We start from the raw sequence: 21,949 nt of genomic DNA, 5'->3' as shown, positions 1-21,949 counted from the left end.
CACCAACCGAAAGAGGACCCGCATGGCCGACGACCGCTTCCACATCGACCTGTCCGAGGACTCCAACGCGGACATCACCGAGACCATCACCCAGGCCGTCGCGGCTGGCGGGTCGCTGCACATCACCGACTACGACGGGCGGGTCGCCGTCTACCACTGGCACTCCGAGGAGATCTCATGACGACCACGATCGAGGACCGGTACTACATGGAGGACATGGCCGCCCCCGACCCCGTCACCGACACGTGCCTGCGACCCATCACTCGGCTCGGCTACCTCGTCGACTGCGGCATGCAGCTCGCCGACGACGCCGAATGGGACGAGGTGTACTGCCCCTGCGACCTGCTTGCCGTGAACAGCGGCGATGCCGACTACGCCGAGTACACGGCGATCCGCGAGGACAGGCGAGAACGCGCCGCATGAGAGCGGCCCGCCAGGAGGTGGAGCTCCGGCGGGCCTGTGGAACCCCAGCCAGCAAGCAAGGAGAACCATGACTGAGACTATCGCCCCCAGCATCGCGCCGCCCTCACCCGCACGCGCTGGTGAGCCGCACGTGAACGCCGCTCTGGATCGGATCGTCGGTGAGGCCGGATGGCTCACCCCCTCCCAGTTCGCCGAGGTCATCCTCCGCGCGGGGATCGTCGGAGTCCGCGACAGCATCGACGAGGGGCCGGTGGGCCTGTGGGTCATCGACCGGCTCCAGGCGGAGGGTATCGACGCCCGCGCCTATGCCGGGATGTCCACGATCACCGTGTACGGGCCCCGTGGCGGGCGGCTGGTCGTCCTCGGGCAGGTGCGCATCCCCGACGGGCACACCATGGACGCGCTGGAGCGGGAGGTCACCGACGGGGAGTGGCCGGAGCTGGTGCGCGGCGGGTACGACGACGAGCGTTGACCTGCATGTTCAACCGTTAGGTTGCACAACTTGACTCAGTTCCGTATTCTGTTTCTAAGATTCGGAGAATCGCTATAAAGACTTGAGGCCCGGCGGCGGAAGCCCCGGGCCTTTGTTGTGCCCGGAGGTGTTTTGGCCACCAACGTGCAGCTCGCGCAGCAGGCCCAGGACTCCATGCGGGCGGCGAAGCGCTTCAACGCGATCGTGGAGCTGTCCACGGGCATCGAGTGGGCGACCTCCAGCGGCGAGGCAGTGCGCGTCGCACCCCACGGCGACGGTTGGGGCGTGTTCAGCAGCGGCGTGCTGTGGGGCGCCCGAGGTAACGCGTCGGCTGCCGTGGACCTGGCGGCCCGCATCCTGCCGCCTGCTGACGCTGACCTCGCGGCGCTGCTGACGTGGACCGCGTGCGGGAAGCCCCGTATCTGAACGTGTTCGGAGGTGTCCATGAAGGCCGACCACGCGCGCATCCGAGAGCTGGAGCACTGGCACGCCCGCCGCGACTGCGAAGAACACGGCCACCTGTATCCAGAGGACTACACGCTGCCCCCGGGCGGAGTCGAGGTCATTGAGAGGCGTCCGTTCGGCTACAAGACGTCGATCCGGATCATCAACGGCGGACCCTCCTGCACACGGTGTGGCACCACATTGCCCGTCGAGACGCCCACCCACTGATCGTGCCCGGCGCATCGTCCCCGCGCCGGGCGCACCCCTCAACCTCCCAGGAGACACCGTGATCCGCTTCGACAGGACCCCCAGCGCGAACGTCCTTCCCGCAGAGAACACGCAGGTGAGCGGACGCGTACTCATCGAACTCATGGACAACGGCCCCGAAGTCGCGGCGGAGTTCACCGCTGACAACCTGGACGAGTACAACGCCACCCTCGTCCGAACCTTGCGCGCGCTCGCAGACGAGATCGAGAACCCCGCCTGACCACCCCCGGATCGTCCCGGTCGCTCTCGCTGGGGGGTCGGAGCGACCGGGACCACCTCACCACGGATCCGACTCCAACAACGGCTCCGTGTTCTCCTGACACCACGGCACCATCAACTCCACAGCCGCATCCGTGTCACCCATGTGCTCCAACGCGATCTCCCGCAACGCAGGCTCCGCATCCTCCTCCAACGCAGCAGTGTTCGCCTCCATGCCCAGGATCACGATCTGCGCCTCCTCGTGAGGCTCCAAGTTGTCCGCGTTGACGTACACGTCCCGCAGCCGCAGCGTGTCACAGATGGACTGGGCGGAGCGCGGGTCCACCTCCACCGACGGCGACGCGGACGGCGACTCCACAGCAGCAGGCGACGGCGACTCCGACGGCTCCGCTTCCTCGGGGGCCTGCGACGCACACCCGGACACCACCAGCACCGCGACAGCGGACCACACCAACAGCCTCATCACACACCTCCAGTAGGGGGAGCGCCGGAGCGGGCGACGCGAGACCAACAGTGTGACACCGGAACCGGCGGGAGGTGAGGGGGTTGTGGGGCGCGGCCAACGCATCGACGACACCAAACGCGCAGCCATCATCTCCGACATCCGCGCCGGCGGAACCTGCCGAGGCATCGCCAAAAAGCACGGAGTCAGCCCCGGAAGCGTCGCGAACTTCGCCAAAGAGGCTGGTCTGAACGACGCTTTTGAACGTACAAGCACAGAGAACGCCACGCGCGCGAAACAGGCCGACAACCGGGCTCGGCGCGCACAGCTCGCCTCCGACCTCCTCTCCGACGCCGAACGGCTCCGCAAGCAACTGTGGGAGCCCACGACCATCGGGGCGTTCGGTGGCCGTGACGGCGAGTGGCACACCGCTGAGGTTGAAGAGCCGCCGTTCGCGGACAAGCGGGCGATTCTGACCTCTGTGCAGACGGCGGTGCGTGCGTCCGCTGAGCTGGAGAAGGTCGATGCGGCCAACTCCGCTGACGGGGCGAAGTCGATGTTGGGCAACCTGTTCGCGTCGGTGAAGCAGGTGTGGGAGGCGGAGCGTGCTGGAGAGCCTCCCTCTGAGCCGGAAGCAGTTGGAGAGCGTCGCGACGAGTGACGCGTCGGTCAACATCTGGGACGGCGCCATCCGCTCCGGGAAGACCATCGCAAGCCTGTTGCGCTGGTTGTTCTACGTGGCGGAGGCCCCGCACGGCGGCGAGCTCGTGATGATCGGCCGCACCCGTGAGGCCATCGGCCGTAACGTCATGGGCCCGCTCCAGGACCCGGCCTTGTTCGGGGATTTCGCCGACCAGGTGAAGTACACGACCGGAGCGCCCACAGGAACCATCTTGGGCCGGCGGGTGCATGTGATCGGCGCGTCGGACGCGAAAGCGGAGAAGGTGATCCGCGGTATGACGGTGGCCGGCGCGTACTGCGACGAGGTCACCGTGCTCCCCGAGGACTTCTTCACGCAGCTCCTTGGTCGCATGTCGGTTGAGGGCGCTCAGCTGTTCGGGACGACGAACCCGGACAGCCCGTCGCACTGGCTCAAAGTCAAGTTCCTGGACAAGCTGGACCAGTTGCCGCACTGGCGGTACTGGCGGTTCACCATGGACGACAATCCGGCGCTCAGTGAGGACTACAAGGCCAGGAAGCGCATCGAGTTCACGGGGCTCTGGTTTCGGCGTTTCATCCTCGGGGATTGGGTCGCTGCTGAGGGCGCCGTGTACCCGATGTGGGACCCGGACCGGCACGTCCTCCCGTGGGGGGAGTTGCCTCCGTTGCAGCGGATCATGGCCGCCGGCGTCGACTACGGCACCACCAATGCCTCCAGTGTCCTGCTGCTCGGGTTGTCCGATGAGCGTGACGAACGCGGCCGCGACCGGTCCCGGCTGGTGCTCGTGGATGAGTGGCGGCACGACCCGCGCACTGGGGCGCCGCGCCTCACCGACGGGCAACTCTCGGACCAGGTGCGGGCTTGGCTGCGCACCGCACACCACCCGAAGCAGGTGGGGATACCGGTCGAGTACGTGGTGGTCGACCCGTCCGCCGCGAGCTTCCGGCTCCAACTCCATCAGGACGGGTTGGCGTCCACCCCGGCGGACAACGACGTGAACCGCGGTATCGCGCTCACGGCGACGCTGCTCGCTGAGGGGCAGCTTGTGGTGGCGGACCGGTGTCGTGGGTGGACGAACGAGGTGTCGGGCTACTCGTGGGATGACAAGGCGACAGAGAAGGGCGAGGACAAGCCCGTGAAGGTCGCCGACCACAGTCTGGACGCCAGCAGGTACGCCCTCGCGACCACGGAAGCACTGTGGCGCTCTGCGCTCCCCGACCCGATTGGACTGGCAGCATGACCGAGCACGACACCACCCCCGAAACCCAGATGCCGACCTTCCGAGAGACGGTCACGCTCGCGGCGGCGACTCTCGCTGAGGCGCGGTCGTGTGCTGGGCTCCAGCCCGCTCCGCAGCTCGTGTCTGTGGCGGACTCGTACATGATGCTCGCGCAGATCCTGGACCGGCGCGAGCGGGGCCTCGAATGAGTCACCCTCCCGAGTCTCTTGAGCGGGTTGCTCAGCGCGCCGTGGAGAAGTTCCACGGGGCGCTCGGTGAACTCGGAGAGCAGCAGTGGCAGGCGTACATCTGGAAGCGTCTCGCCGTGTCCCTGTTCGAGCAGGTCGAATCCCTCACTGGGGCGACCGAGGTCGGCGTCAGCCTGGACCCGTCGATGCCGTGGCCGGACGTCACCCTGACGGTCACGCCAACGTCCGCGAAGCTCTCCCGCAGCAACTCCAAGTGACAGCAGTGCGGGAATCCCCGGGCCTGATGACTACCGACCGTGAGGGGGTGGGGCATGCCGCTCCCTGACTCGTCCGTGCCATGGCCCCCCAAGGACACCGACCTGCCCCGCGCCTACTACGACGAATGGGGCGCATGGTACGGAGGCTCGGCAGAGGAACTGTCCGCTGTGTACGGCGGCGGAGGATCCCGGCTCCGGCACTTCCCGACACCGCGCCCCTCGCAGTATCGCGGCGGGGTAGTCGGTGCGGCGGCCCGCTTCTGGTGGGGCCGACCGCCCAACCCCGAGCAGATGCCCACCCGCATCCACGTGCCCATCGCCGGGGACATTGCCACCACCAACGCCGAACTCCTCTTCGGTGAAGCGCCCACCCTGGTCGCTGAGGACGAGAAAACCCAAAAGCGCCTGGACTTCCTCATGTCCGAAGGCGGCCTCGGCGCGGTTCTCCTTGAAGGCGGCGAGGTGTCATCGCCCTACGGCGGCGTGTACCTGCGCGCGTCATGGGACCTCGCTGTTGCCGACCATGTGCTCGCGGACGCGATCATCCCCGACTGCGTCGCCCCCGAATGGCGGGCTGGACGCCTGGTCGCCGCCACCCTGTGGAAGGTGCTGGAGGAACGCGACGACGGGCGTGTGTGGCGACACCTGGAACGCCACGAATCCGGCAGGGTGTACCACGGACTGTACGAGGGGTCCCGTGACCAGCTCGGCCGGAAGCTTCCGCTGGCAGACCGGCCGGAAACCAAGGGCTTCAAGGTCGACGCCGATGGCGGCATCGACACCGGAGCGACCGGGCTCGCCATCGTGTACGTGCCGAACATCCGCCCCAACCGGCTGATGCGCGGATCCCCACTCGGACGCTCCGACTACCAGGGCGCCGAACAGCTCATGGACGCCCTCGACGAGGCGTACAGCTCGTGGATGCGTGACGTGCGGCTGGCGAAGGCACGTCTGATCGTCGCTGACTCCTATCTGGATACGCACGGGCGCGGCAAAGCGGCGACGTTCGACCTTGAGCGTGAGGTGTTCACCGAACTCAAGGGCCTTCAGGGGGTTGGCGATAAGTTCACTGACCTCATCAAGGAAGTGCAGTTCGACATCCGTGTTGACGAGCACGAGCGCACCGTCCAACACCTTCTGGAGCAGATCGTCCGCGCCGCCGGGTTCAGTGCTCAGACCTTCGGTGAGTCCGGGGACTTGGCGATCACCGCCACCGAAGTGCAGCACCGGGAGCGGCGCACCTTCGCGACACGGGACCGCAAGATCGGGTACTGGCGACCCGAACTCGCGCGCTTCGCGCTGGTGCTGCTGGAGATCGATAAAGCCCAGTGCAAGGCGGACGTGACCCCACAGAGGCCCACCGTGGAGTGGCCTGACGGTGTGCAGGACGCACCCGAGGCGACCGCGCGCACTGTGGAGCTGCTGACCCGGGCCCGCGCCGCCTCCGACGAGGTCAAGGTGCGGATGGTCCACCCCGACTGGGACGACGACCAGGTCGCCGAGGAAGTTCAGAAGATCCAGGACGAGAACCCGATCGTCGACCCGCGGACTGTCGCTGGCCTCGTCAACGGACAGGACCCCGAGGACGACGAAGGCGCCGGCGAGGACGCGCCGGCGCCTGAAGGGGACCGCTAGAACGTGAAGCCTTCGTCGCTCGGCGGATCGTCGTTGTGGTGCGGCCCGGTCAGGTTGTCGTCCGTGCCGCCCCATCCGGTGCCACTGACGGCGTTCCATGCCGTAGGCCCGTAGACGAGCACCACCCACGAGGAGTCCAGGCCCCTGCTGTAGTCGGGCGTCTTGATGATGCGCAGCGCCCCGCTGGGGTGGATGTCATACCGGTAGCTGCCGCGTTCCCGGTCGTCCCGGAAGTGGCGTTCAGCCCCGTTGCTCTGGATCACTTTCACAGCCATGCGCCAACCGTAGTCCCGCGCCCCGACACATGGGGGCGTTTCGCCCATCCACGCTGAGGCCACCCGGGCGGTGGCCTCTTCGCATTTGGAGACCACATGTCCGACGAGCAGCAGGGCCAGGCGCCCGAAGCCGCCGACACCACCCAGCAGCACGCCCCCACCGGCCAGCAGGACACCACCAAGCAGGAGACGCAGGCCGTCCCCGAACGCGTGGAAGACCTGCCCGAGTGGGCGCAGAAGCTCATCAAGGACACCCGCAAGGAGTCCGGTGACCACCGCGTCAAGGCCAAGGAGTACGAGTCCAAGCTGACTGCGGCCGAACAGGCCCGACAAGACCAGCTGGATGCGATCGCTCAGGCCCTCGGGCTGAAGGACGCTGACAAGCCTCCGTCGGTGGATGACCTCACCGAGCAGCTCACCGCAGCTCAGCAGCAGGCGCAGGAGCGGGAGTCCGCTCTCCGTCAGCTCACTGTGGAGCGCGCCGCTGAGCGTGCGGCCCGTGAGCACGGCGCGGACGTCGACACCCTCCTCGACTCCCGCACCTTCGCGAGCAAGCTCGCAGACCTAGACCCCGCGGCGGACGACTTCGCCGCGACCGTGAGCGACCTGGTCAAGCAGACCGTCGACTCCAACCCCAAGTACCGGGTGGCCCCGGCGGCCACCTCCAGTAGCGCGGACTTCTCCAGCGGGCCTGGTGAAAAGCGCACCTCTCGCCCCACCGGCCTCTACGACGCCGTGTCCCGCACCATCGGGCCCGGCCGCTAGGAGATAGATCCCGATGCCTCAGACGCTGGCTCAGGCCCAGCTCAACACCCAGGACGACATCTCGTATGCCGTCATCGACAACCTGCGCCGGTACAGCTGGCTGCTCGACCAGATCGTGTTCGACGACACCGTCACCCCCGGCACCGGCGGCGGGTCCCTGGTGTACGGGTACACGCGGCTCCTCGCCCCCCGCGGCGCGGCGTTCCGTGCGTACAACTCCGAGTACACGCCCACCGAGGCGACCCGTGAGCGGGAAACCGTCGAACTGAAGCCCCTCGGTGGCAGCTTCGAGATCGACCGTGTGCTCGCCGAGCTGGGTCAGGCGTCCACCAACGAGCTGACGTTCCAGATGCAGCAGCTCCTCACCGGTGTCCGCGCCAAGTTCCAGCAGGAGCTCATCAACGGCGACACCGCCGTGGACGCGCTCGGTTTCGACGGCCTGGACAAACTCCTCGTCGGCAGCTCCACCGAGTACAACCCGCTGGACGAGGGTGAGACCGACGGGTACGTCGACTGGACCCCCGGCACCATCAACACGCAGGCGCTGGCGATGTCCGCCCTGGACAGGCTGGATGACTGGCTGTCCCGTATCGTCCCGTCCACGACTGGTGGCGGTGACCTCGGCGCCCCGGGTGCGCTCCCGCCCGGAGTGAAGGCCATCCTGGGCAACACCACGTCCATTACCCGTGTGCGTGCGCTCGCCCGGTGGGCGGGCATGTACACCCAGTCCCGTGACGACCTGGGCCGCCAGGTGGAAATGTACGGGCCGTGGACGCTGGTGAACATCGGCGATGACATGACTGGCGCCTCCCCGATCATCCCGATCGAGTCCCGTGATGCTGACGGCGCCGGCGCGGGCGGCAACATCACCGGTCTCACAGACCTGTACGCGGTGTCGTTCGGTCTGGACTCGTTCCACGGTGCGTCCGTGGCCGGCCGTGGCCTCGTCAGCACGTACATGCCGCCGTTCGACCTGCCTGGTGCGGTGAAGAAGGGCGAGATCGAGATGGGCCCGGTCGCCGCCGTGCTCCGCAACGTCAAGTCGTGCGGTGTCATGCGGAACATCAAGGTCACGGGGGCCTGACATGGCTGAGTTCAAGGTGACTGCGCCTGACGAGGGCTTCTCTGGTGAGGTCGCGGGCGTCGTGTTCTCCAAGGGCGCGGCGACCGTGGACAGCGACGACAACCGTGCCGCTCTGGCGTACTTCCGTCGCCGCGGCTACAAGGTCGAAGGCGGCGAGCAGCCGAAGCGGACCGCCTCCCGCGCCAAGAAGACCGACGAGTAGCAGAGGGGGTGTCCCGTGGTGCTGGTGTACGCGACCCCGCAGGAGCTGGCCGCCTGGCTGGACCTGACGGATCCGCCTGCGGGTGCGTCGCTGGCGCTGCGGGACGCCTCCCTCATCGTGGATGACCTGCTGGTCGGTGCCGTGTACGACACGGACGCCGACGGTAGGCCCACGGATCCTGCGGTCGTAGAGGCGCTGCGGGACGCCACGTGTGCGCAGGCGACCTTCAAGCCGAAGGGCACCAACCAGCCGTCCGAGGGCGGGAAGGTGGCGTCGGTGAAGGTCGACAAGGTGTCCAAGTCCTACGCGGTGTCCCCGACGACGGGCGCGGTTGTGGACGACCCGGTGTCGTCTCAGGCCGTGTCGATCCTGCGTCTCGCGGGTCTGGTACCTGCGCATCCTCGGGTGGTGTGATGCTGCCGATCATCACGGATCAGGTGTACGTGCTGCGTCCGCCGATCGTGAAGGACTTGTACGGCAACGAGTCCAGGTCCACTAAGGACTGGTCGGCAGCTGTGCGCACGGGCCCTTTCGACGCGTGTGTGCAGCCGGACAGCGCCACCTTGGGTGCGTCGCTGGCGACCAAGGAAGAGCGAAGGGGCGGCCGTGAGCAGCGCAGCCAGTCCATCCAGGTGTTCCTCAACCCCGGGGTGGACGTTCTCGCGACGGACGGCCTGGAGATCAACGGCGTCGTCTGGCAGATCAACGGCGACCCCTTCACCCTCCCTGACGTGGGCGGGATCGGCCACATGATCCTCAAGGCCGACCGGATCGAGGGGTGAACCATGGGGCGTGTCCAACTCAACCAGCAGGTCATCAACCGGCTCGGCAGCTGGGGGCCGGTGGACGACGACATCCGCGACCGTGCCCGCCGCGTGCAGGCGATGGCCAGGGGGCGGGGCCCGATCGACACCGGCGACTACGTCCAGTCGATCGACACCGAACGTCTCCAGCCGCACGGGTGGCGGGTGATCGCCCGTGACCGCAAAAGCGAGTGGATCGAGTACGGGACCAGGCCGCACGAGATCCGGCCGCGCAACAAGAAGGCGTTGTGGTGGCCCGGCGCCCCGCACCCCATGGCTCGCGTCATGCACCCTGGCACCCGGGCCACGCATAATCTCGCCGAGGCGCTGGAGTTGGCGGCGCGCGGCACCACACACACCTAGGAGCAGCAATGCCGCACGTCAAGATCGGCTACCCGCACAAGGGCAAGGACGGGTCGTCCCGCCAGCCCGGCGACATCGTGTGGGTGGGTCCGCAGGAAGCTCGCGACATCATCGCCGGAGGCAAAGGCAAGGAAGTCAAGCTCTCGCCGGAGGAGATCGTCGAACTCCAGCGCGCCGCTGACAAGGCAGCCGCAGAGAAGGAAAAGGCGACCAAGCCCAAGGCTGCGGCGAAGCCCGCACCCGAGGCACCGAAGGCGGACACCAAGGCGCCGGCGCGGAAGCCGTCCGATGGGTGACCTCCCCGTCATCCGAGTGGAGCGCTACGGCGACGAGCAGCGCGTCCTGGTGGACGGCAAGCCGCTGGCGATCGCCGTGGACGACGGCATCAGGATCATGTCCGCGCCCGGGTATCCGGCGGGTATCAACGTGACGATCCTGGCGTCCACTGTGGAGCTGACCGACTCGAACGCTCCCAGGGTGTCCGACGAGGACAAGCAGAAGGTCGCCGCGTATCTGGACTCGAAGGCTCCGCCGTCGTCCTGGAGGCCCAAGCCGCGCGGGGGGTGACATGGCCCTGCCCGTCATCCTTTATCCGGACGCCGAACTGGTCGTCACCACGTGGCTTCGGGGGCGCCTCGGAGCCCATGTCGGGCACGTGTGTACCGACTTGCCGGTCCCGGACCGTTTCCCGGCGCTGCTGCCCATCGTGCAGGTGAACCGGCTCCCGTCCCCGCCTGCTGATCGCCGCGTCCACGACATCGCCCGCATGCAGGTCGTGGTGCGCGTCGCTGAGTCCACGGGACGGCCCGGCCTCAACAGCTTGGCGGGTCTGGTGGGCGCGCACTTCGCTGTCCTCGGTGGCTCCCAGGTGACCATCCCCGCGACCGATCACACCCCGGCCGGACCTGCGACCGTCGGGTGTGTCCGACGCCAGACGAACCCGTCCGCATACCCGGACACGAACACCAACCTGCTCGCCGCGTCCTTCACCGGTGAGCTGTATCTGAGGCCCTTCCGGGTCTGACCTGCCCACGTCTCCAGCCCCGCACCACACGGTGACCGGGGCTTTTCCGCATGCCCACGCCAGGGCTGAAAACCCCAGGAGGGGACATGGCGGACAACGTCAATGCGATCCGCGCATTCGGAACCGACGGCGGCAAGTGCTACGTCGCACCCATGGGCAGCACCCTGCCCACCGGCCTGGACCCGTTCGGCACCGAGTGGTGGGACCTCGGCGCGATCGACCCCACCGGCTTCAATGAGGCGTATGAAGAAGAAAGGAACGAAAAGAGGCCCTTGGGGTACAAGAGCCCTGTTCGTACCGACATCATCTCGGTGACCAAGACCATCACCACCCCGCTGTGGGAAACCAACCCCTACACCCAGGCCTTGTACGACGGCGTGGACCTGTCGGACATGGTGGAGCTCCCGGGCGGCATCCTCACCTATCCGGTGCACCGGCCGACCGGTCAGCGCCGCTACATGCTCGCTGTGGATACGTTCGACGGCACCAACCACGAGCGGACCGTCGCGGCGATCGCTGAGGTCACCAGTCGTGGCGAACGCCCGAAGAACGCCGAGAACGTCACCGCGACGTCGCTGACGTGGACGATCTACGAGGCGAGCGATGGCCTCATGTTCAACCGATACTTCCTGTCCGACGGCATGTGGCTGCCCGTGGAGTCCATGGAGATCGGCGGAACCGCGACCGTCGCCGTCGCCGCGACCACTCAGCTCACCGCGACCGCCACGTACTACAACGCCACCAGCGACGACGTGTCCGCGGACGCCGACTGGGACACCTCCGCGCCCACCATCGCGACCGTCGACTCGGACGGCACCGTCACCGGCGTGACCGCTGGGACCGCGACCATCAGCGCCATGTACCGGGGCGTCACGGACACCCTGTCGGTGACCGTCACCGCCTGATCCAGACCGGTGGGCGGGGTCCCGGGCAGGTGCCCCGTCCACCTATCACCTACCTGCCCACCAACCTGCCCTGAGGAGTAGTTGTGGCCGCACGCCAGCCCGCCAAGAAGCCCGCCGCCCCGTCCGTTCCCGCTGGAGCGGTGAAGGTCGTCGACCTACCCGACAACAAGGCCGCGCAGGTCAACGAGGCAATGGAGGAGACCGTCCCGTTCGTGATGTCCGACGGAACCGTGTTCACCTTCAAGCCGCCTGTGGACTGGTCGTACAACACGGACTTCGCTTTCGTCCGAGGAGACATCGTCAACTGGGCTCGCGGCGCCCTCGAAGACCCTGAGCAGCTCGAAGCGTTCCTTGACGCTCCCGCCCGCGCCGTGGGCCGGATCATCCGCTACTACGACGACCGGGCCGGAGTCACCCGGGGGGAAGCCTCCAGCTCCTCGCCGTCCTAGAGGAGCACCCTCGCGAGGTCGAGCTGGACCTGCTGGATCGCGGTTATGACCTGGTCGACTACTACCGGGGCAAGCTCAGCTTCCGGCGGATGGTGCTGCTGGTCATCCACGACATGTCCCGCATGCCCCGCACACGGGCGGCCCTTCAGGGGCTCGATCCGGGGCGTCCCTGGGACGAGACCAATAGCCAACTCGCCTTGGTGGACTCGCGGCTCCAGTACCTTGCGCGCATCCTGTGGGTCGGCCTGCACCTCAAGGACGAACCTCCGGCGATGCGCCTCTACCCGGTGCCCACATCCAAGAAGGACGCGACGGAGTCGGAGCAGCAGACCCGCAGGCCGGACCCGCGCAAACAGGCGTACCTGGAGCGGTTCGCGCCCCCGAAGCGGCACCTGACGCTGGTCAAGCCGCCGCCGGAACACGAGGCACCACCAGAGCAGTAGAGGGGGTGTCCGATGCCGGATGCCGGTCAGGTATGGGTCGACGTACTCCCCGACCTCAAGCGTTTCGGCCCCCGCCTGCGCGCCGAACTGAAGCGCCACGCCGACAAGGGCATGGACGTCCCGGTTGGACTCGACTCGGCTAAGGCCAAGTCCGAACTCGCCGCTTTCAAGCGTCAGCTCAACGAGGTCGGACGTCAGGCCGTGACCGTCAAGGTGTCCGCGAACACCCGGTCCGCATTGGCGTCCCTGGTGGGTGTCGAGAAGGCCATCGACCGGATCGACGGCCGCACGGTCAACGTCAAGGTCAACACCACCGGCGGGACCGTCGCGGCCCCGACCGCGCCCCGCACCGCACCGGCATTCCCCAGTGGTGGCGGGGGCCGGACCGGGCTGGCCGCGTTCGGACAGGGCCAGCAGCAGTTCTCCGACGTCTCCCCGGCCGGGGTCCTCGCGATCACCACCCTCATCCCGCCGCTGATCCCCGCCGTCGGCGCGCTCGCCGGCGGGCTGGGCGCGGTCGCATCCGGGTTCACCGCGGCCGGTGTGGGCGCGGCCGGGTTCGCTCTGGCGGCGATCCCCGCGATCCAGGAGGCCAGCGACGCCACCGGCGACCTGACCGCCTCGCAGGAAGAGTTCAAGGACGCCATGGGCGGGCTGACCGCCTCCTGGCGGCAGTTCCGCGCGGAGACCGACCGGCCCGTCCTCCAGGCGGCCGCGGACGGTATCGGCGTTGCCAGCACGGGCCTGCGGCTGCTGACCCCGGCGACGCAGCGCACCGCGCAGGCCCTGTCCACCCTGTCGGAGGAGGCTGAGGAAGCGCTCGGCGGCCCGCGGTGGACGAACTTCTTTGCGTTCGTGGCCCGGCAGGCCACTCCGTCCACGCTGACGTTCGGCCGGTCCATCGGCAACTTGACCAGCGGCCTTGCCGGTCTGGTCATGAACATGGAGCCGCTCTGGAACGAGGTCGCGCCAGGGCTGGAGAACCTCACCGCGCGGTTCGCCGCGTGGGGCCACGAAACGGAGAACTTCCAGGGTTTCATCTCGTGGACCTTGGAGAACGGGCCCACGTTCGTGGATCTCTTCGGGTCCATCGCCGGTGCGGCGGTCGACGTGGGTGTCGCCCTCGGGCCTCTGGGTGTGGTGTACGCCGAAGGCCTTACCGCGCTGGCCAGCGCCCTGTCGGCGGTCGCGGAGAACGCCCCGTGGCTACTCCGGCTCGCCGTCGCCGCACTCACCGCCCGGTCCGCGATCCAGCTCCTTGGGTACGCGAATCAAGGCCTCATCCAGCCGATGCGGGAGCTGCCCGGCCGGATCCGTGAGTACGCCACGAACCTCACCACCGCAGGCACCTCGGCGTCCGGTGCCGCAGCCGGTGCGGGCCGGTTCCGTACAGCCCTGTCCGGTGTCACCGGCGCCCTGGGCGGCCCGTGGGGCATCGCGATCACCGCCGGGATCGCCGCCCTGGGCCTGTTCGCCGCAGCCAAGTCCAACGCCGCCGCGAAGGTCCGCGAATACGCCGATGCCGTGCGCGAGGACTCTGGTGTCATCGGCGAGAACACCCGCGCACACGCCATCAACAGCCTCGAAACCGAGGGTGTGCTGGAGCAGGCCGAACGCCTCGGCGTAAGCCTCAACCAGGTGACCGACGCCGTCCTCGGAGAGACGGGCGCTCAACGGCGCCTCAACGAGGAACTGGACCGGCAGATCACCGCCCTGGATGACGCTCTCCAGGCGCGGGAGATCACCGAGGAGCAGTACGCCAAGGACCACCGGGCGATCGAGGCCCTGCGAGAGTCGATCAACGGCGAGAACGCCGCGATCAATGAGTCCGTGGGCTCGTACCAGCGCAAGACCGAGGCGATGGGGGAGGCCCAGGGGGCTCAGGAGGGCGTCAACCAGGCGATGCTCGACGGGGCGTTCCTGGCCCGCGACCTGAAAACTGCCCTGGACAGCCTCACCGGGACCACCGTCGGGATGACGGAGGCCGAGTCGAACTTCCAGGCCGCGATCGACGCCGCCACGGAATCGGCCGCCGACAACGGCGCCACCCTGGACTTGAACACCGAACAGGGGCGCGCGAACGAGGCCGCTCTGCGGACTCTGCGGGACACGATCAACGAGAACACGGAGGCTGTCCGTCTGAACGACGGGAGCATCTCCGAGCAGATCGCCACCCAGGCTCGTGGTCGCGAGGAGTTCGTCAGGGCCGCTCGTCAGATGGGGCTCACCGCGCAGGAGGCGGAGGATCTCGCTGACGAGTACCTCGGTATCCCGTCTAATGTGCGGACCGCGATCGAGGTGAATTCGCGGGGTGTGTGGTCCACACAGCCGCACCAGAACACCTCGCACATGTCGCCGTCGAACGGGCAGTCGCAGTTCTATGCCGAGGGCGGCGCGGTCCACGGACCGGGGACTGCCACCTCCGATTCGATCCCGGCGTGGCTGTCCGATGGTGAATTCGTGCAGCCCACCCACGTCGTGGACCACTACGGCGTCGGATTCATGGAGGCCCTCCGCCAGAAGAAGATCCCCAAGGGCGGCATCCCCGGATTCGCGAAGGGCGGGTGGGTCACCAAGGGGACGGGTAACACGGCGGCGGAGATCGTCAACGATCACCGCCTGGACGTGCGGGAGAACTACGCCCGCCTGGTGAGGATGCTCATCGGGTCCATCGGCGACAGCATGGCGGAGGACTTCAAGAACTCCGCACGCGGGCCGATGGGTGTTGTGCAGTTGGCGGAGGCGTCGCTCGGTAAATACCCCGAGTCGAACGGCAACAACGTCAACGCGATTACCCGCTGGTTCGGAATGAATGGCGCGCCGTGGTGCGCGATGTTCATTAGTTGGTTGTTCGCGCAAACGGGTGCTTCCCGCGCTTTGGGTGGCGCGGCGAGAACGGCATGGACCGGTGATTACTACGGGTCGGGAATGGCCCGCACCAATTCGCCGCAGCCGGGCGACGTGGCCGTGTACGGGACCCGGCACGTCAACCTGATCGCCTCTCAGGGCGGCGGCCGTCGGATCGGCGGCAACCAGTCCAACAACGTGACCGCGGCCCCTTACAGCGGGGGCGCGATCTTCCGGCCGATGTGGGACCGGGTCGGCTACGCCGGCGGCGGCCTGGTGTCGATCGCGGACATCTTCTCCCAGGACCGGGAGGAGGACCACCGGGGCGGCATGTCACCGCTCGTGCGCACCATCCGGGAGATCAGCGGCTACGCCAGGGGCGGTGTCGCATCCGGTCTCGCCGTGGTGGGGGAGCAGGGCCCGGAACTGGCCTACTTCGCGGACCCGGCACGCATCTACTCCAACGCCGAGTCGCAGCGGATGCTCGCCACCGCAGCGAAGGTGACCGCCACCAGCCGCGGCGGGGACGGGGCGTCGGCCCCGCTGGTCGGGGCGATCAACGCCAGCCTGCATTCGGCGGACGCGACCGTCCAGGAGATGGCCGAGGAGATCACCCACTCGCTGCGGGTGGCGCTCAAGGGCGGGAGGTTCTCCGGCGATGGCTGACCTGGCGGAACGCCAGTACGAGGTGGGTGGGGTTGTCTTCGGCGACCTCACCCCCATCCAGTCCGACGACATTCGCATCGGCGACACCGAGGTCCGCACCGACGACCGCGACAGCCCCGGGGTGGACGGCTCCCAGATGGGGCGGGACTACCGGGACGGGCGCACGATCGGCCTGGACCTGTGGTCGAACGTCCACACCGCCGGGGAGATCCGCGGCGCGTGGGCGGCCCTGAAAGCCGCCTGGTCCGCGGACACCGCCCGGTTGACCCCGCGGGAGGTGGTGCCGTTCCGGTTTCGGCTGGAGGGCTCGACCACGGTCGTGGTGTACGGGCGGCCGCGCCGGTGGGCGCCGGCGTCGCAGCGCCAGCGCGGCACCGGCCTGACCGAGGTCGTCGCGGACTTCCGCACCGTCGACCGGCTCTTCTACAGCGACGTCGAGAAGCAGGTCGCCTTGACCCTCGTCGCGGACGGCGGCGGCGGCATCACCTGGCCGGTGACGTGGCCGATCACGTGGGCGCCGGGCGGGGAACGCCAGGACGCCGTGGTCAACGGCGGCGATGAGCCGACGTGGCCGGTGATCACCATCCGAGGGCCGGTCGCCCAGCCCGAGATCGAGCTCGTCGGTACCGGCCGCAGCTTGCGGTTGGACATGACGGTGGCGTTCGACCGGGCCGTCACCATCGACACCCGCCCGTGGGCGCGCACCATCCGCGACGACAACGGCGTGTCCTACCGGCACACCGCGAAGGGCGCCGCCTTGGCGGACTTTCAGCTCCCGGTCGGGCAGACCGTGCTCGCGTACCGCGGCACCGACATGTCCGGCCAGTCCTCATGCACTGTCTCGTGGCGCGACGCCACCGAAAACCCCTAGGAGGCTCTGGTGGCGTTGCAGCTCGACTCGTGGGCGGTCGCCGGCGCGCAGTCGTCGGCGCGGATCGCCCGTCTTCAGCTCCAGTCGGGGACCCGCTCCGGCAACGGCATCGTGGAGTCCGGGGACCTGCTGGTCCGCGAGCTCGCGGTGCCCGGCACCAGTGTGCGGGTCTCCTCCGGGGCCGCGGTCATCCTCGGCAAGGAGGCCGCGTTCCAGGGCAGCTACTACGCCCACAACATTGGCGACGCGACGGTGCCGATCTCGGCGACCGGCTCCGGCGGCGGGCGTACCGACATGGTCGTGTTGCAGGTGGAGGACCCGGGGATCGACGGCACCCCGTGGACGCACGACCCCGCCGTCGATCCCGTCTACTACTTCCGGGTGATCGAGGGGGTGTCCTCCACAGCGACCGAGCCGCCGTCCGGGCTGACCGCGATCCCCCTGGCGCGGATCACGATCCCCGCCAGCACGTCGACGATCACGAACTCCATGATCACGGACCTTCGGCAGATGCTGAATCCGAGGATCCACACCGAGGTCCGGGTCCAGAAAGGCCAAGGGCTCGCGGACGGCCGCTTCGACGAAGCGGACTTCACCAGCGACTACGAACGCTGGCCCCAACACGACTGGACCGTCACCATCCCCTCGTGGGCGACGCAGGTGCAGGTCCAGGCGAACTGGAGCAACGTCATGTACCCGCAGCCCGGCGGCACGACCGCGGTCTACGACGCGCGCGGCCTGGTCCGCGTGGGCCTGATCGGTACCGGCGGCAACACCCTCTACACCATGTCGTCGGCGTACAACTTCAACCCCACCTCCGCAACGAACGGCTACCGGTGCAGCATCGGGCTGGCCGCCCAGGCGAACATCCCCACGGCGATGCGCGGCATGACCTGTGACCTGCGCATGTACGCCAAAGCGGACGTCGACATGCTCAACCACTTGGTGGCCGACGGCTGGGCGAACTTCGACGTCACCCTCACGTTCCGCGAGCTCGCCACGCCCGGCGCGACCCTGTGAGGCGGTGAGACGTGCCCTCCCTTGTCGGAGCGACGACGGCCGGCGGCTGGCAGGCCGCCACCACCCTGGCCGTGCCCGCCGGGGTGCGCGCCGACGACACCCTCCTGGCGTGGCTGTCCGCGAACGACCACGCCGCCGTCACCCCGCCCGCGGGGTGGGTGCTGGCGGACTCGATCGTCGGCGGCGACCTGGGCGCGCTCACCGGCGTCTACCTGTACACCCGCACCGCCACCACCGCAGATGCCGCTGACCCGCCGGCGGAGTACACGTGGACGTGGTCCGGGGAGCACTGGCACCACGGCATCTGCGTGGCGGCCCGCGGCGCCGCGACCCTGCCCGCGCTGGCGCTGGCCGCCGACGAGGCCACCGCCGCCCTGCCTCTACCGTCCCTGGACGCGGTGGGCGGGGACATGCTGCTGGGGTTCGGCTACCACTGGGGCACCACCCCGGGCACCGAGCCGACCTTCGCCGGTCTGGACACGGTCGCCACCCAGGACTCGATCCTGGTCGCGGCGATGGACTCGGCCACCCCGGACGGGCCCACCGCGGGGTACGTGTGCACGTCCACCGAGGTCGGGCGGATGGCCGTCGGCGCGATCCTGCTCCGCCAGCCCGCGTGGGAGCCGCTGCCCGCACAGCAGCCGCTGCCTCCGAAGAGCGCCTGGCGGTACTACGCCTTCAACGCGTTGACCGGCGCCCAGTTGGACCCCGACCTGCCGCTGGGGGACGTGCGCATCACCCGGTCCCTGTCCGGGCCCTCGCGGATCACCGCGACGATCGACCCCGAATTCGAGGACCTGCGCACCGCGAACGGCGGCCTGGTCCTGGACGAGTGGCAGACCCTGATCGTCGCCGAAGCGTCCGGGCAGCTCCGGGCGGGCGGGCTGCTGACGCAGGTCGACACCCTGGGGCCGAAGCTGACCCTGGAGATCACCGGCGTGTCCGGGTATGCGGAGGCGCAGCCGATCCGGTCCACCCTGTCCTGGGGCGGGAAAACCGCCGGGCTCACCGGCGCCGGTGTGGACCCGCTGGACGTGGTGCGCCGCATCTGGCAGTACCTCCAGGAGCAGCCCGACGGGAACATCGGCGTCACCCTGGACGCGACAACGACCCCGTACCGGCTGGGCGAGTGGACCGGCGGCATCCGCAAAATCAACGAGAACGGGTCCTTGGGTCCGGCGAAGGAGCTGCACGGGCAGCCGATCCCCATCGACAAGATCTGGGACCCCAAGACGGACCGCAAACCGGTCGCAGCGACCGGCAAGCAGGTGTATTGGCAGTACTCGATCCCGTGGTGGGACGACATCGAGGCCGGGCAGCGCATCACCCAGCTCGGCACCCAGACGCAGTTCGAGTACCTGGAGGAGTACTCCTGGGGCGTCCCGGGCGAGACGGTGGTGCGGCACATCCGCCTCGGCTACCCGCGGCTCGGCCGCCGCCAGACCCGGCTCACGTTCACCGAGGGCGAGAACGTCATCGACCTGGTCCCGGTCCGCCGCGACGGCAGCGACTACGCCAACCTCGTCGTCGTGTACGGCGCCGGCGAAGGCAGCAAGAAGGTCCGGGGCTCCTACTCGGTGCGGGACGGCCGGCCGCTGCGCGCCAAGAGCGTGGACCGCCCGGACCTGACGTCGGCGGCGGCCTGCACGGCGGTGGCCAAGGAGGAACTCCTGCGCTGGTCGAAAATCTCCGACATCACCGGGTTCACGGCGGTCGACCACAAGGCCGCGCCGATCGGGAGCTTCGGGCCCGGCGACGACGTGCTAGTGGAAACCCGCACGGGGTGGACGCAGACCCGCCTGTGGGTGCGCATCACCGACATGACGATCAGCCCCGGCTCGGACGAGGTCGCGGTGACCTGCCGCCGTTCCGACCGGTTCAGCTACCCGGGAGGGGTGTGACGTGGACGCTGCGGCACAGCACGCAATCGACGACCTGACCCGGATGATCCTCCGCCTCCAGTCGCAGGTGGACACCCTCCAGCGGGGCGGGCGCGGCGGGCAGCTCGCCCACTCGTCCCTGGAGGAGGGGCAGGCGGTAGAGGTCCGCGACGAGACCGGGGCCGTGCGCCTCCGCTTCGGCTACCAGCCGGACGGGCGCGCAGCGGTGGTCACCGAGGGCGGAGAGCCCGTGACCGCGCCCACCGCCCCCACCGTGACGCCGATGCCGTCCGGGCTGCGGGTGTCGTGGGACGGTGCGCTCGCGGACGACTCCGCGCTCCCCAGCGACTTCGACCACGTCAACGTGCACGTCAGTACCGAGGATGGGTTCACCCCGTCCGAGGCGACGTTCGTCGTCACCATCCCCCGCTCCGCCGGCGCGGTCCCCATCGCCCCGCTCACCGTGGGCACCACCTACTACGTGTGTCTGGTCCCGGTCACCACCGGCGGCATCGTCGGGGACCCGTCCGCGCAGGCATCCGGAGTCCCGGCGGCGGTCACGGACATCGCCCCTGGGTCCATCACCGAGACGGAGATCGCGGACGACGCGATCAGCACGCCGAAGCTTCGCGCGGAGGCCGTGACCGCTTTGAAGATCGCTGCGGAGGCCATCGAGGCGGGGCATATCAAGGCGGCGGCGGTGACCGCGTCCAAGCTCGAAGCGGAGCTCGTGTTGGGGACGCGGATCATCGCGGGCACCCCGTCCGGGGCCCGGGTCGAGCTGGACAGCACTGGCATCAAGGGCTACAACGCGGCCGACGAGCTGGTGTTCGTCGTGGACGACACGGGAACGGCGTTGTTCAGCGGCGACATCGTCGCGTCCGAGATCTCCGGCTCGCGGATGGTCGTGGGCACCGCTCCCGGGCCGACCGGTGTGATCGAGGGCGACGCGAACGTCGTGACGCAGCGGGTGCGGGTCGGGAACATGACCGCCCAACTAGTCGCATCATCGGCGTCGAACCAGTCGGCGTTCACCGCCACCTCGGACGCCACCTCCCCATCCTCGCCGCTCGCCGGATTCGCGGCCACGTCCGGGGCCGTGTCCTTCGCGATCGACTCCTCGGCATCCACCGCCGACGGCCTGCCCTCGATCACTGGACTGGCGAACTCCACGCTGTCCCAACTCGCGGTGTGGTCCAAGCGCAACGACGTGGCCGAACCGATGGCGACCCTGACCGCCACCACCACCGAGACCAGCGGCGCATGGACCTCCCCCGGAGGCGGTCAGGTGCGCCTGGTTGCGGACTCGGGGTCTGCGTCGGTCCGGTTGTCCGGGCCCAGCGCGGCCACGAACTCGTTCAAGTGGGGACGCGTTTACGGCATCGACGGCGCCAGCGGCACCCGGGCCCTATCGCTCCGGTCGCCGAACGCCGACGCCGACAACCTGCGGTCCACGATCGTCCTGGAGGGCGCGAGCCCGTCCCGCACCAGCTCGCGGGCGATCATCTACGCGCGTGAGCTGGTGCTGACCAACGAGATCGACGGCGACGCGCTCGCATCGGGTACCGCGCAGGTGAGGCTGGTGTCCGGGGTGTACCTGAACGCGCCCGCCCATGCGCCGGTGCGCACCGACATGGTGTCGTGGCCCGCATCGCTCGCGGCGGCCGGCAGCTGGCACGCGTTCCCGTCCGGGAACTACCCGGCCGTGAACTTCACGACCGGCCCCTCGGGACGGGTGCGCATCACCATCACTGCCGCCTTGGGCAACAACACCGGGACCACCACGACCATCCACATCGGCGCCGCGCTGTCGGGGGCTTCCTCGGTGTCCGCGGCCGTGGGGCGGGCGTGGACGGCCCGGGGTGTGCTCATGCAGTCGTGTTCGCGGGTTCTGTACCTGGACCTGGTGCCGAACGGCACGTACACGCTCACCCCGTCGTACAACTACAGCTCGGGGACGGTGAACGTGTACACGACCTTTGAGCACTCCATCGTCGCCGAACCCCTTCCTTAGGAGGATGCATGTCCGAGATGCCTACGGAGCCGGAGCAGCCCGCAGAAGGGACTCCCGTCTTGGAGGACCCGGTGGAGGTGACGCCGGATC

Annotated in this window: 30 protein-coding genes; 28 read left to right on the top strand and 2 right to left on the bottom strand. The window is 68.8% G+C overall.

Translation table 11 applies throughout. The features are described from left to right. The first annotated feature begins 22 nt into the window (after nt 1-22). The 6 genes from KGD84_RS17635 (at nt 23) to KGD84_RS17610 (ending at nt 1,826) form a co-directional block, all read left to right on the top strand. A complete protein-coding gene (locus KGD84_RS17635) occupies nt 23-181 on the top strand; it encodes a hypothetical protein (RefSeq protein WP_220561523.1) in 159 nt (52 codons plus the stop codon). Continuing rightward, entirely contained in the window at nt 178-423 is a 246-nt protein-coding gene (locus KGD84_RS17630) for a hypothetical protein (RefSeq protein ID WP_220561522.1), read from the top strand. The genes KGD84_RS17635 and KGD84_RS17630 overlap by 4 nt, the downstream gene beginning before the upstream one ends. 67 nt (nt 424-490) lie before the next feature. After that, nucleotides 491-895, top strand: a complete 405-nt coding sequence (locus KGD84_RS17625) for a hypothetical protein (protein ID WP_220561521.1) — start codon at nt 491-493, stop codon at nt 893-895. Nucleotides 896-1,027: 132 nt separating this feature from the next. After that, a complete protein-coding gene (locus KGD84_RS17620) occupies nt 1,028-1,321 on the top strand; it encodes a hypothetical protein (RefSeq protein WP_220561520.1) in 294 nt (97 codons plus the stop codon). 18 nt (nt 1,322-1,339) lie between these two features. Continuing rightward, nucleotides 1,340-1,567: a hypothetical protein gene (locus tag KGD84_RS17615; RefSeq protein WP_220561519.1), complete on the top strand. Its 228-nt coding sequence runs from the start codon at nt 1,340-1,342 to the stop codon at nt 1,565-1,567. Nucleotides 1,568-1,682: 115 nt separating this feature from the next. After that, nucleotides 1,683-1,826, top strand: coding sequence for a hypothetical protein (locus tag KGD84_RS17610; RefSeq protein WP_220561518.1), 144 nt, complete (start codon nt 1,683-1,685; stop codon nt 1,824-1,826). A gap of 57 nt (nt 1,827-1,883) precedes the next feature. Here KGD84_RS17610 and KGD84_RS17605 read toward each other — a convergent pair whose 3' ends face one another. Further along, the gene (locus KGD84_RS17605; RefSeq protein WP_255646628.1) at nt 1,884-2,288 is read right to left on the bottom strand and encodes a hypothetical protein; all 405 of its coding nucleotides are present in this window, start codon (nt 2,286-2,288) and stop codon (nt 1,884-1,886) included. A gap of 52 nt (nt 2,289-2,340) precedes the next feature. On the opposite strand from KGD84_RS17605, the gene KGD84_RS17600 reads away from it, so the two are divergent. The 5 genes from KGD84_RS17600 (at nt 2,341) to KGD84_RS17580 (ending at nt 6,248) form a co-directional block, all read left to right on the top strand. Next, the gene (locus KGD84_RS17600) at nt 2,341-2,928 is read left to right on the top strand and encodes a hypothetical protein (RefSeq protein WP_220561517.1); all 588 of its coding nucleotides are present in this window, start codon (nt 2,341-2,343) and stop codon (nt 2,926-2,928) included. Further along, the gene (locus KGD84_RS17595; protein ID WP_220561516.1) at nt 2,873-4,168 is read left to right on the top strand and encodes a PBSX family phage terminase large subunit; all 1,296 of its coding nucleotides are present in this window, start codon (nt 2,873-2,875) and stop codon (nt 4,166-4,168) included. The genes KGD84_RS17600 and KGD84_RS17595 overlap by 56 nt, the downstream gene beginning before the upstream one ends. Beyond that, nucleotides 4,165-4,356, top strand: a complete 192-nt coding sequence (locus KGD84_RS17590) for a hypothetical protein (RefSeq protein ID WP_220561515.1) — start codon at nt 4,165-4,167, stop codon at nt 4,354-4,356. The genes KGD84_RS17595 and KGD84_RS17590 overlap by 4 nt, the downstream gene beginning before the upstream one ends. A gap of 41 nt (nt 4,357-4,397) precedes the next feature. Continuing rightward, nucleotides 4,398-4,613, top strand: a complete 216-nt coding sequence (locus tag KGD84_RS17585; protein ID WP_220561514.1) for a hypothetical protein — start codon at nt 4,398-4,400, stop codon at nt 4,611-4,613. Between the two features lie 291 nt (nt 4,614-4,904). After that, nucleotides 4,905-6,248 (top strand): phage portal protein, encoded by a 1,344-nt coding sequence (locus KGD84_RS17580; RefSeq protein WP_220561513.1) that lies wholly within the window; start codon nt 4,905-4,907, stop codon nt 6,246-6,248. Here the strand turns inward: KGD84_RS17580 and KGD84_RS17575 are convergent. Continuing rightward, nucleotides 6,245-6,523: a hypothetical protein gene (locus tag KGD84_RS17575; RefSeq protein ID WP_220561512.1), complete on the bottom strand. Its 279-nt coding sequence runs from the start codon at nt 6,521-6,523 to the stop codon at nt 6,245-6,247. The two genes, KGD84_RS17580 and KGD84_RS17575, sit on opposite strands and share 4 nt — an antisense overlap. A 96-nt stretch (nt 6,524-6,619) precedes the next feature. On the opposite strand from KGD84_RS17575, the gene KGD84_RS17570 reads away from it, so the two are divergent. The 17 genes from KGD84_RS17570 (at nt 6,620) to KGD84_RS17490 (ending at nt 21,859) form a co-directional block, all read left to right on the top strand. Then, the gene (locus tag KGD84_RS17570) at nt 6,620-7,288 is read left to right on the top strand and encodes a hypothetical protein (RefSeq protein WP_220561511.1); all 669 of its coding nucleotides are present in this window, start codon (nt 6,620-6,622) and stop codon (nt 7,286-7,288) included. A 13-nt stretch (nt 7,289-7,301) separates the two neighbouring features. Beyond that, on the top strand, nt 7,302-8,372 hold the full coding sequence (locus KGD84_RS17565) for a major capsid protein (protein WP_220561510.1): 1,071 nt from the start codon (nt 7,302-7,304) through the stop codon (nt 8,370-8,372). A gap of 1 nt (nt 8,373) precedes the next feature. After that, entirely contained in the window at nt 8,374-8,574 is a 201-nt protein-coding gene (locus KGD84_RS17560; protein WP_220561509.1) for a hypothetical protein, read from the top strand. Nucleotides 8,575-8,589: 15 nt separating this feature from the next. Beyond that, nucleotides 8,590-8,988 carry a head-tail connector protein gene (locus KGD84_RS17555; protein ID WP_220561508.1) on the top strand — a complete coding sequence of 133 codons (399 nt, stop codon included), beginning with the start codon at nt 8,590-8,592 and terminating at the stop codon, nt 8,986-8,988. Continuing rightward, on the top strand, nt 8,988-9,356 hold the full coding sequence (locus KGD84_RS17550) for a hypothetical protein (RefSeq protein ID WP_220561507.1): 369 nt from the start codon (nt 8,988-8,990) through the stop codon (nt 9,354-9,356). Before KGD84_RS17555 ends, KGD84_RS17550 begins: the two co-directional genes overlap by 1 nt. A gap of 3 nt (nt 9,357-9,359) precedes the next feature. Beyond that, a complete protein-coding gene (locus KGD84_RS17545) occupies nt 9,360-9,740 on the top strand; it encodes a hypothetical protein (protein WP_220561506.1) in 381 nt (126 codons plus the stop codon). An 8-nt stretch (nt 9,741-9,748) separates the two neighbouring features. After that, nucleotides 9,749-10,036 carry a hypothetical protein gene (locus KGD84_RS17540; protein WP_220561505.1) on the top strand — a complete coding sequence of 96 codons (288 nt, stop codon included), beginning with the start codon at nt 9,749-9,751 and terminating at the stop codon, nt 10,034-10,036. Then, nucleotides 10,029-10,307 (top strand): hypothetical protein, encoded by a 279-nt coding sequence (locus KGD84_RS17535; RefSeq protein WP_220561504.1) that lies wholly within the window; start codon nt 10,029-10,031, stop codon nt 10,305-10,307. Before KGD84_RS17540 ends, KGD84_RS17535 begins: the two co-directional genes overlap by 8 nt. Nucleotide 10,308: 1 nt before the next feature. Next, nucleotides 10,309-10,764, top strand: a complete 456-nt coding sequence (locus KGD84_RS17530) for a hypothetical protein (protein WP_220561503.1) — start codon at nt 10,309-10,311, stop codon at nt 10,762-10,764. Nucleotides 10,765-10,850: 86 nt separating this feature from the next. Further along, nucleotides 10,851-11,669, top strand: a complete 819-nt coding sequence (locus tag KGD84_RS17525) for an Ig-like domain-containing protein (protein ID WP_220561502.1) — start codon at nt 10,851-10,853, stop codon at nt 11,667-11,669. An 83-nt stretch (nt 11,670-11,752) separates the two neighbouring features. Next, entirely contained in the window at nt 11,753-12,118 is a 366-nt protein-coding gene (locus KGD84_RS17520) for a hypothetical protein (RefSeq protein WP_220561501.1), read from the top strand. Nucleotides 12,119-12,240: 122 nt separating this feature from the next. Next, entirely contained in the window at nt 12,241-12,561 is a 321-nt protein-coding gene (locus tag KGD84_RS17515; protein ID WP_220561500.1) for a hypothetical protein, read from the top strand. Nucleotides 12,562-12,573: 12 nt separating this feature from the next. Beyond that, nucleotides 12,574-16,074 carry a C40 family peptidase gene (locus KGD84_RS17510; protein WP_220561499.1) on the top strand — a complete coding sequence of 1,167 codons (3,501 nt, stop codon included), beginning with the start codon at nt 12,574-12,576 and terminating at the stop codon, nt 16,072-16,074. Then, complete coding sequence (locus KGD84_RS17505) at nt 16,067-16,945, top strand: phage tail family protein (protein ID WP_220561498.1); 879 nt, start codon at nt 16,067-16,069, stop codon at nt 16,943-16,945. Before KGD84_RS17510 ends, KGD84_RS17505 begins: the two co-directional genes overlap by 8 nt. Before the next feature lie 9 nt (nt 16,946-16,954). Further along, nucleotides 16,955-17,965, top strand: coding sequence for a hypothetical protein (locus tag KGD84_RS17500; protein WP_220561497.1), 1,011 nt, complete (start codon nt 16,955-16,957; stop codon nt 17,963-17,965). 11 nt (nt 17,966-17,976) lie between these two features. After that, nucleotides 17,977-19,866, top strand: a complete 1,890-nt coding sequence (locus tag KGD84_RS17495) for a hypothetical protein (protein WP_220561496.1) — start codon at nt 17,977-17,979, stop codon at nt 19,864-19,866. A 1-nt stretch (nt 19,867) separates the two neighbouring features. Beyond that, on the top strand, nt 19,868-21,859 hold the full coding sequence (locus KGD84_RS17490; RefSeq protein WP_220561495.1) for a phage tail protein: 1,992 nt from the start codon (nt 19,868-19,870) through the stop codon (nt 21,857-21,859). The last annotated feature ends 90 nt before the right edge of the window (nt 21,860-21,949 follow it).

Source organism: Nocardiopsis changdeensis (assembly GCF_018316655.1).
GTDB lineage: Bacteria > Actinomycetota > Actinomycetes > Streptosporangiales > Streptosporangiaceae > Nocardiopsis > Nocardiopsis changdeensis.
Note: the sequence above shows the minus strand (reverse complement) of the source record. Positions and strands in the feature narration are given on the sequence as shown.

Coding starts and splice junctions, on each gene's coding strand:
- KGD84_RS17635 (WP_220561523.1), top strand. CDS start 23: ATGGCCGACGACCGCTTCCACATCGACCTGTCCGAGGACTCCAACGCG.
- KGD84_RS17630 (WP_220561522.1), top strand. CDS start 178: ATGACGACCACGATCGAGGACCGGTACTACATGGAGGACATGGCCGCC.
- KGD84_RS17625 (WP_220561521.1), top strand. CDS start 491: ATGACTGAGACTATCGCCCCCAGCATCGCGCCGCCCTCACCCGCACGC.
- KGD84_RS17615 (WP_220561519.1), top strand. CDS start 1,340: ATGAAGGCCGACCACGCGCGCATCCGAGAGCTGGAGCACTGGCACGCC.
- KGD84_RS17605 (WP_255646628.1), bottom strand. CDS start 2,288: ATGAGGCTGTTGGTGTGGTCCGCTGTCGCGGTGCTGGTGGTGTCCGGG.
- KGD84_RS17590 (WP_220561515.1), top strand. CDS start 4,165: ATGACCGAGCACGACACCACCCCCGAAACCCAGATGCCGACCTTCCGA.
- KGD84_RS17580 (WP_220561513.1), top strand. CDS start 4,905: ATGCCCACCCGCATCCACGTGCCCATCGCCGGGGACATTGCCACCACC.
- KGD84_RS17575 (WP_220561512.1), bottom strand. CDS start 6,523: ATGGCTGTGAAAGTGATCCAGAGCAACGGGGCTGAACGCCACTTCCGG.
- KGD84_RS17570 (WP_220561511.1), top strand. CDS start 6,620: ATGTCCGACGAGCAGCAGGGCCAGGCGCCCGAAGCCGCCGACACCACC.
- KGD84_RS17565 (WP_220561510.1), top strand. CDS start 7,302: ATGCCTCAGACGCTGGCTCAGGCCCAGCTCAACACCCAGGACGACATC.
- KGD84_RS17560 (WP_220561509.1), top strand. CDS start 8,374: ATGGCTGAGTTCAAGGTGACTGCGCCTGACGAGGGCTTCTCTGGTGAG.
- KGD84_RS17550 (WP_220561507.1), top strand. CDS start 8,988: ATGCTGCCGATCATCACGGATCAGGTGTACGTGCTGCGTCCGCCGATC.
- KGD84_RS17545 (WP_220561506.1), top strand. CDS start 9,360: ATGGGGCGTGTCCAACTCAACCAGCAGGTCATCAACCGGCTCGGCAGC.
- KGD84_RS17540 (WP_220561505.1), top strand. CDS start 9,749: ATGCCGCACGTCAAGATCGGCTACCCGCACAAGGGCAAGGACGGGTCG.
- KGD84_RS17535 (WP_220561504.1), top strand. CDS start 10,029: ATGGGTGACCTCCCCGTCATCCGAGTGGAGCGCTACGGCGACGAGCAG.
- KGD84_RS17530 (WP_220561503.1), top strand. CDS start 10,309: ATGGCCCTGCCCGTCATCCTTTATCCGGACGCCGAACTGGTCGTCACC.
- KGD84_RS17525 (WP_220561502.1), top strand. CDS start 10,851: ATGGCGGACAACGTCAATGCGATCCGCGCATTCGGAACCGACGGCGGC.
- KGD84_RS17515 (WP_220561500.1), top strand. CDS start 12,241: ATGCCCCGCACACGGGCGGCCCTTCAGGGGCTCGATCCGGGGCGTCCC.
- KGD84_RS17510 (WP_220561499.1), top strand. CDS start 12,574: ATGCCGGATGCCGGTCAGGTATGGGTCGACGTACTCCCCGACCTCAAG.
- KGD84_RS17505 (WP_220561498.1), top strand. CDS start 16,067: ATGGCTGACCTGGCGGAACGCCAGTACGAGGTGGGTGGGGTTGTCTTC.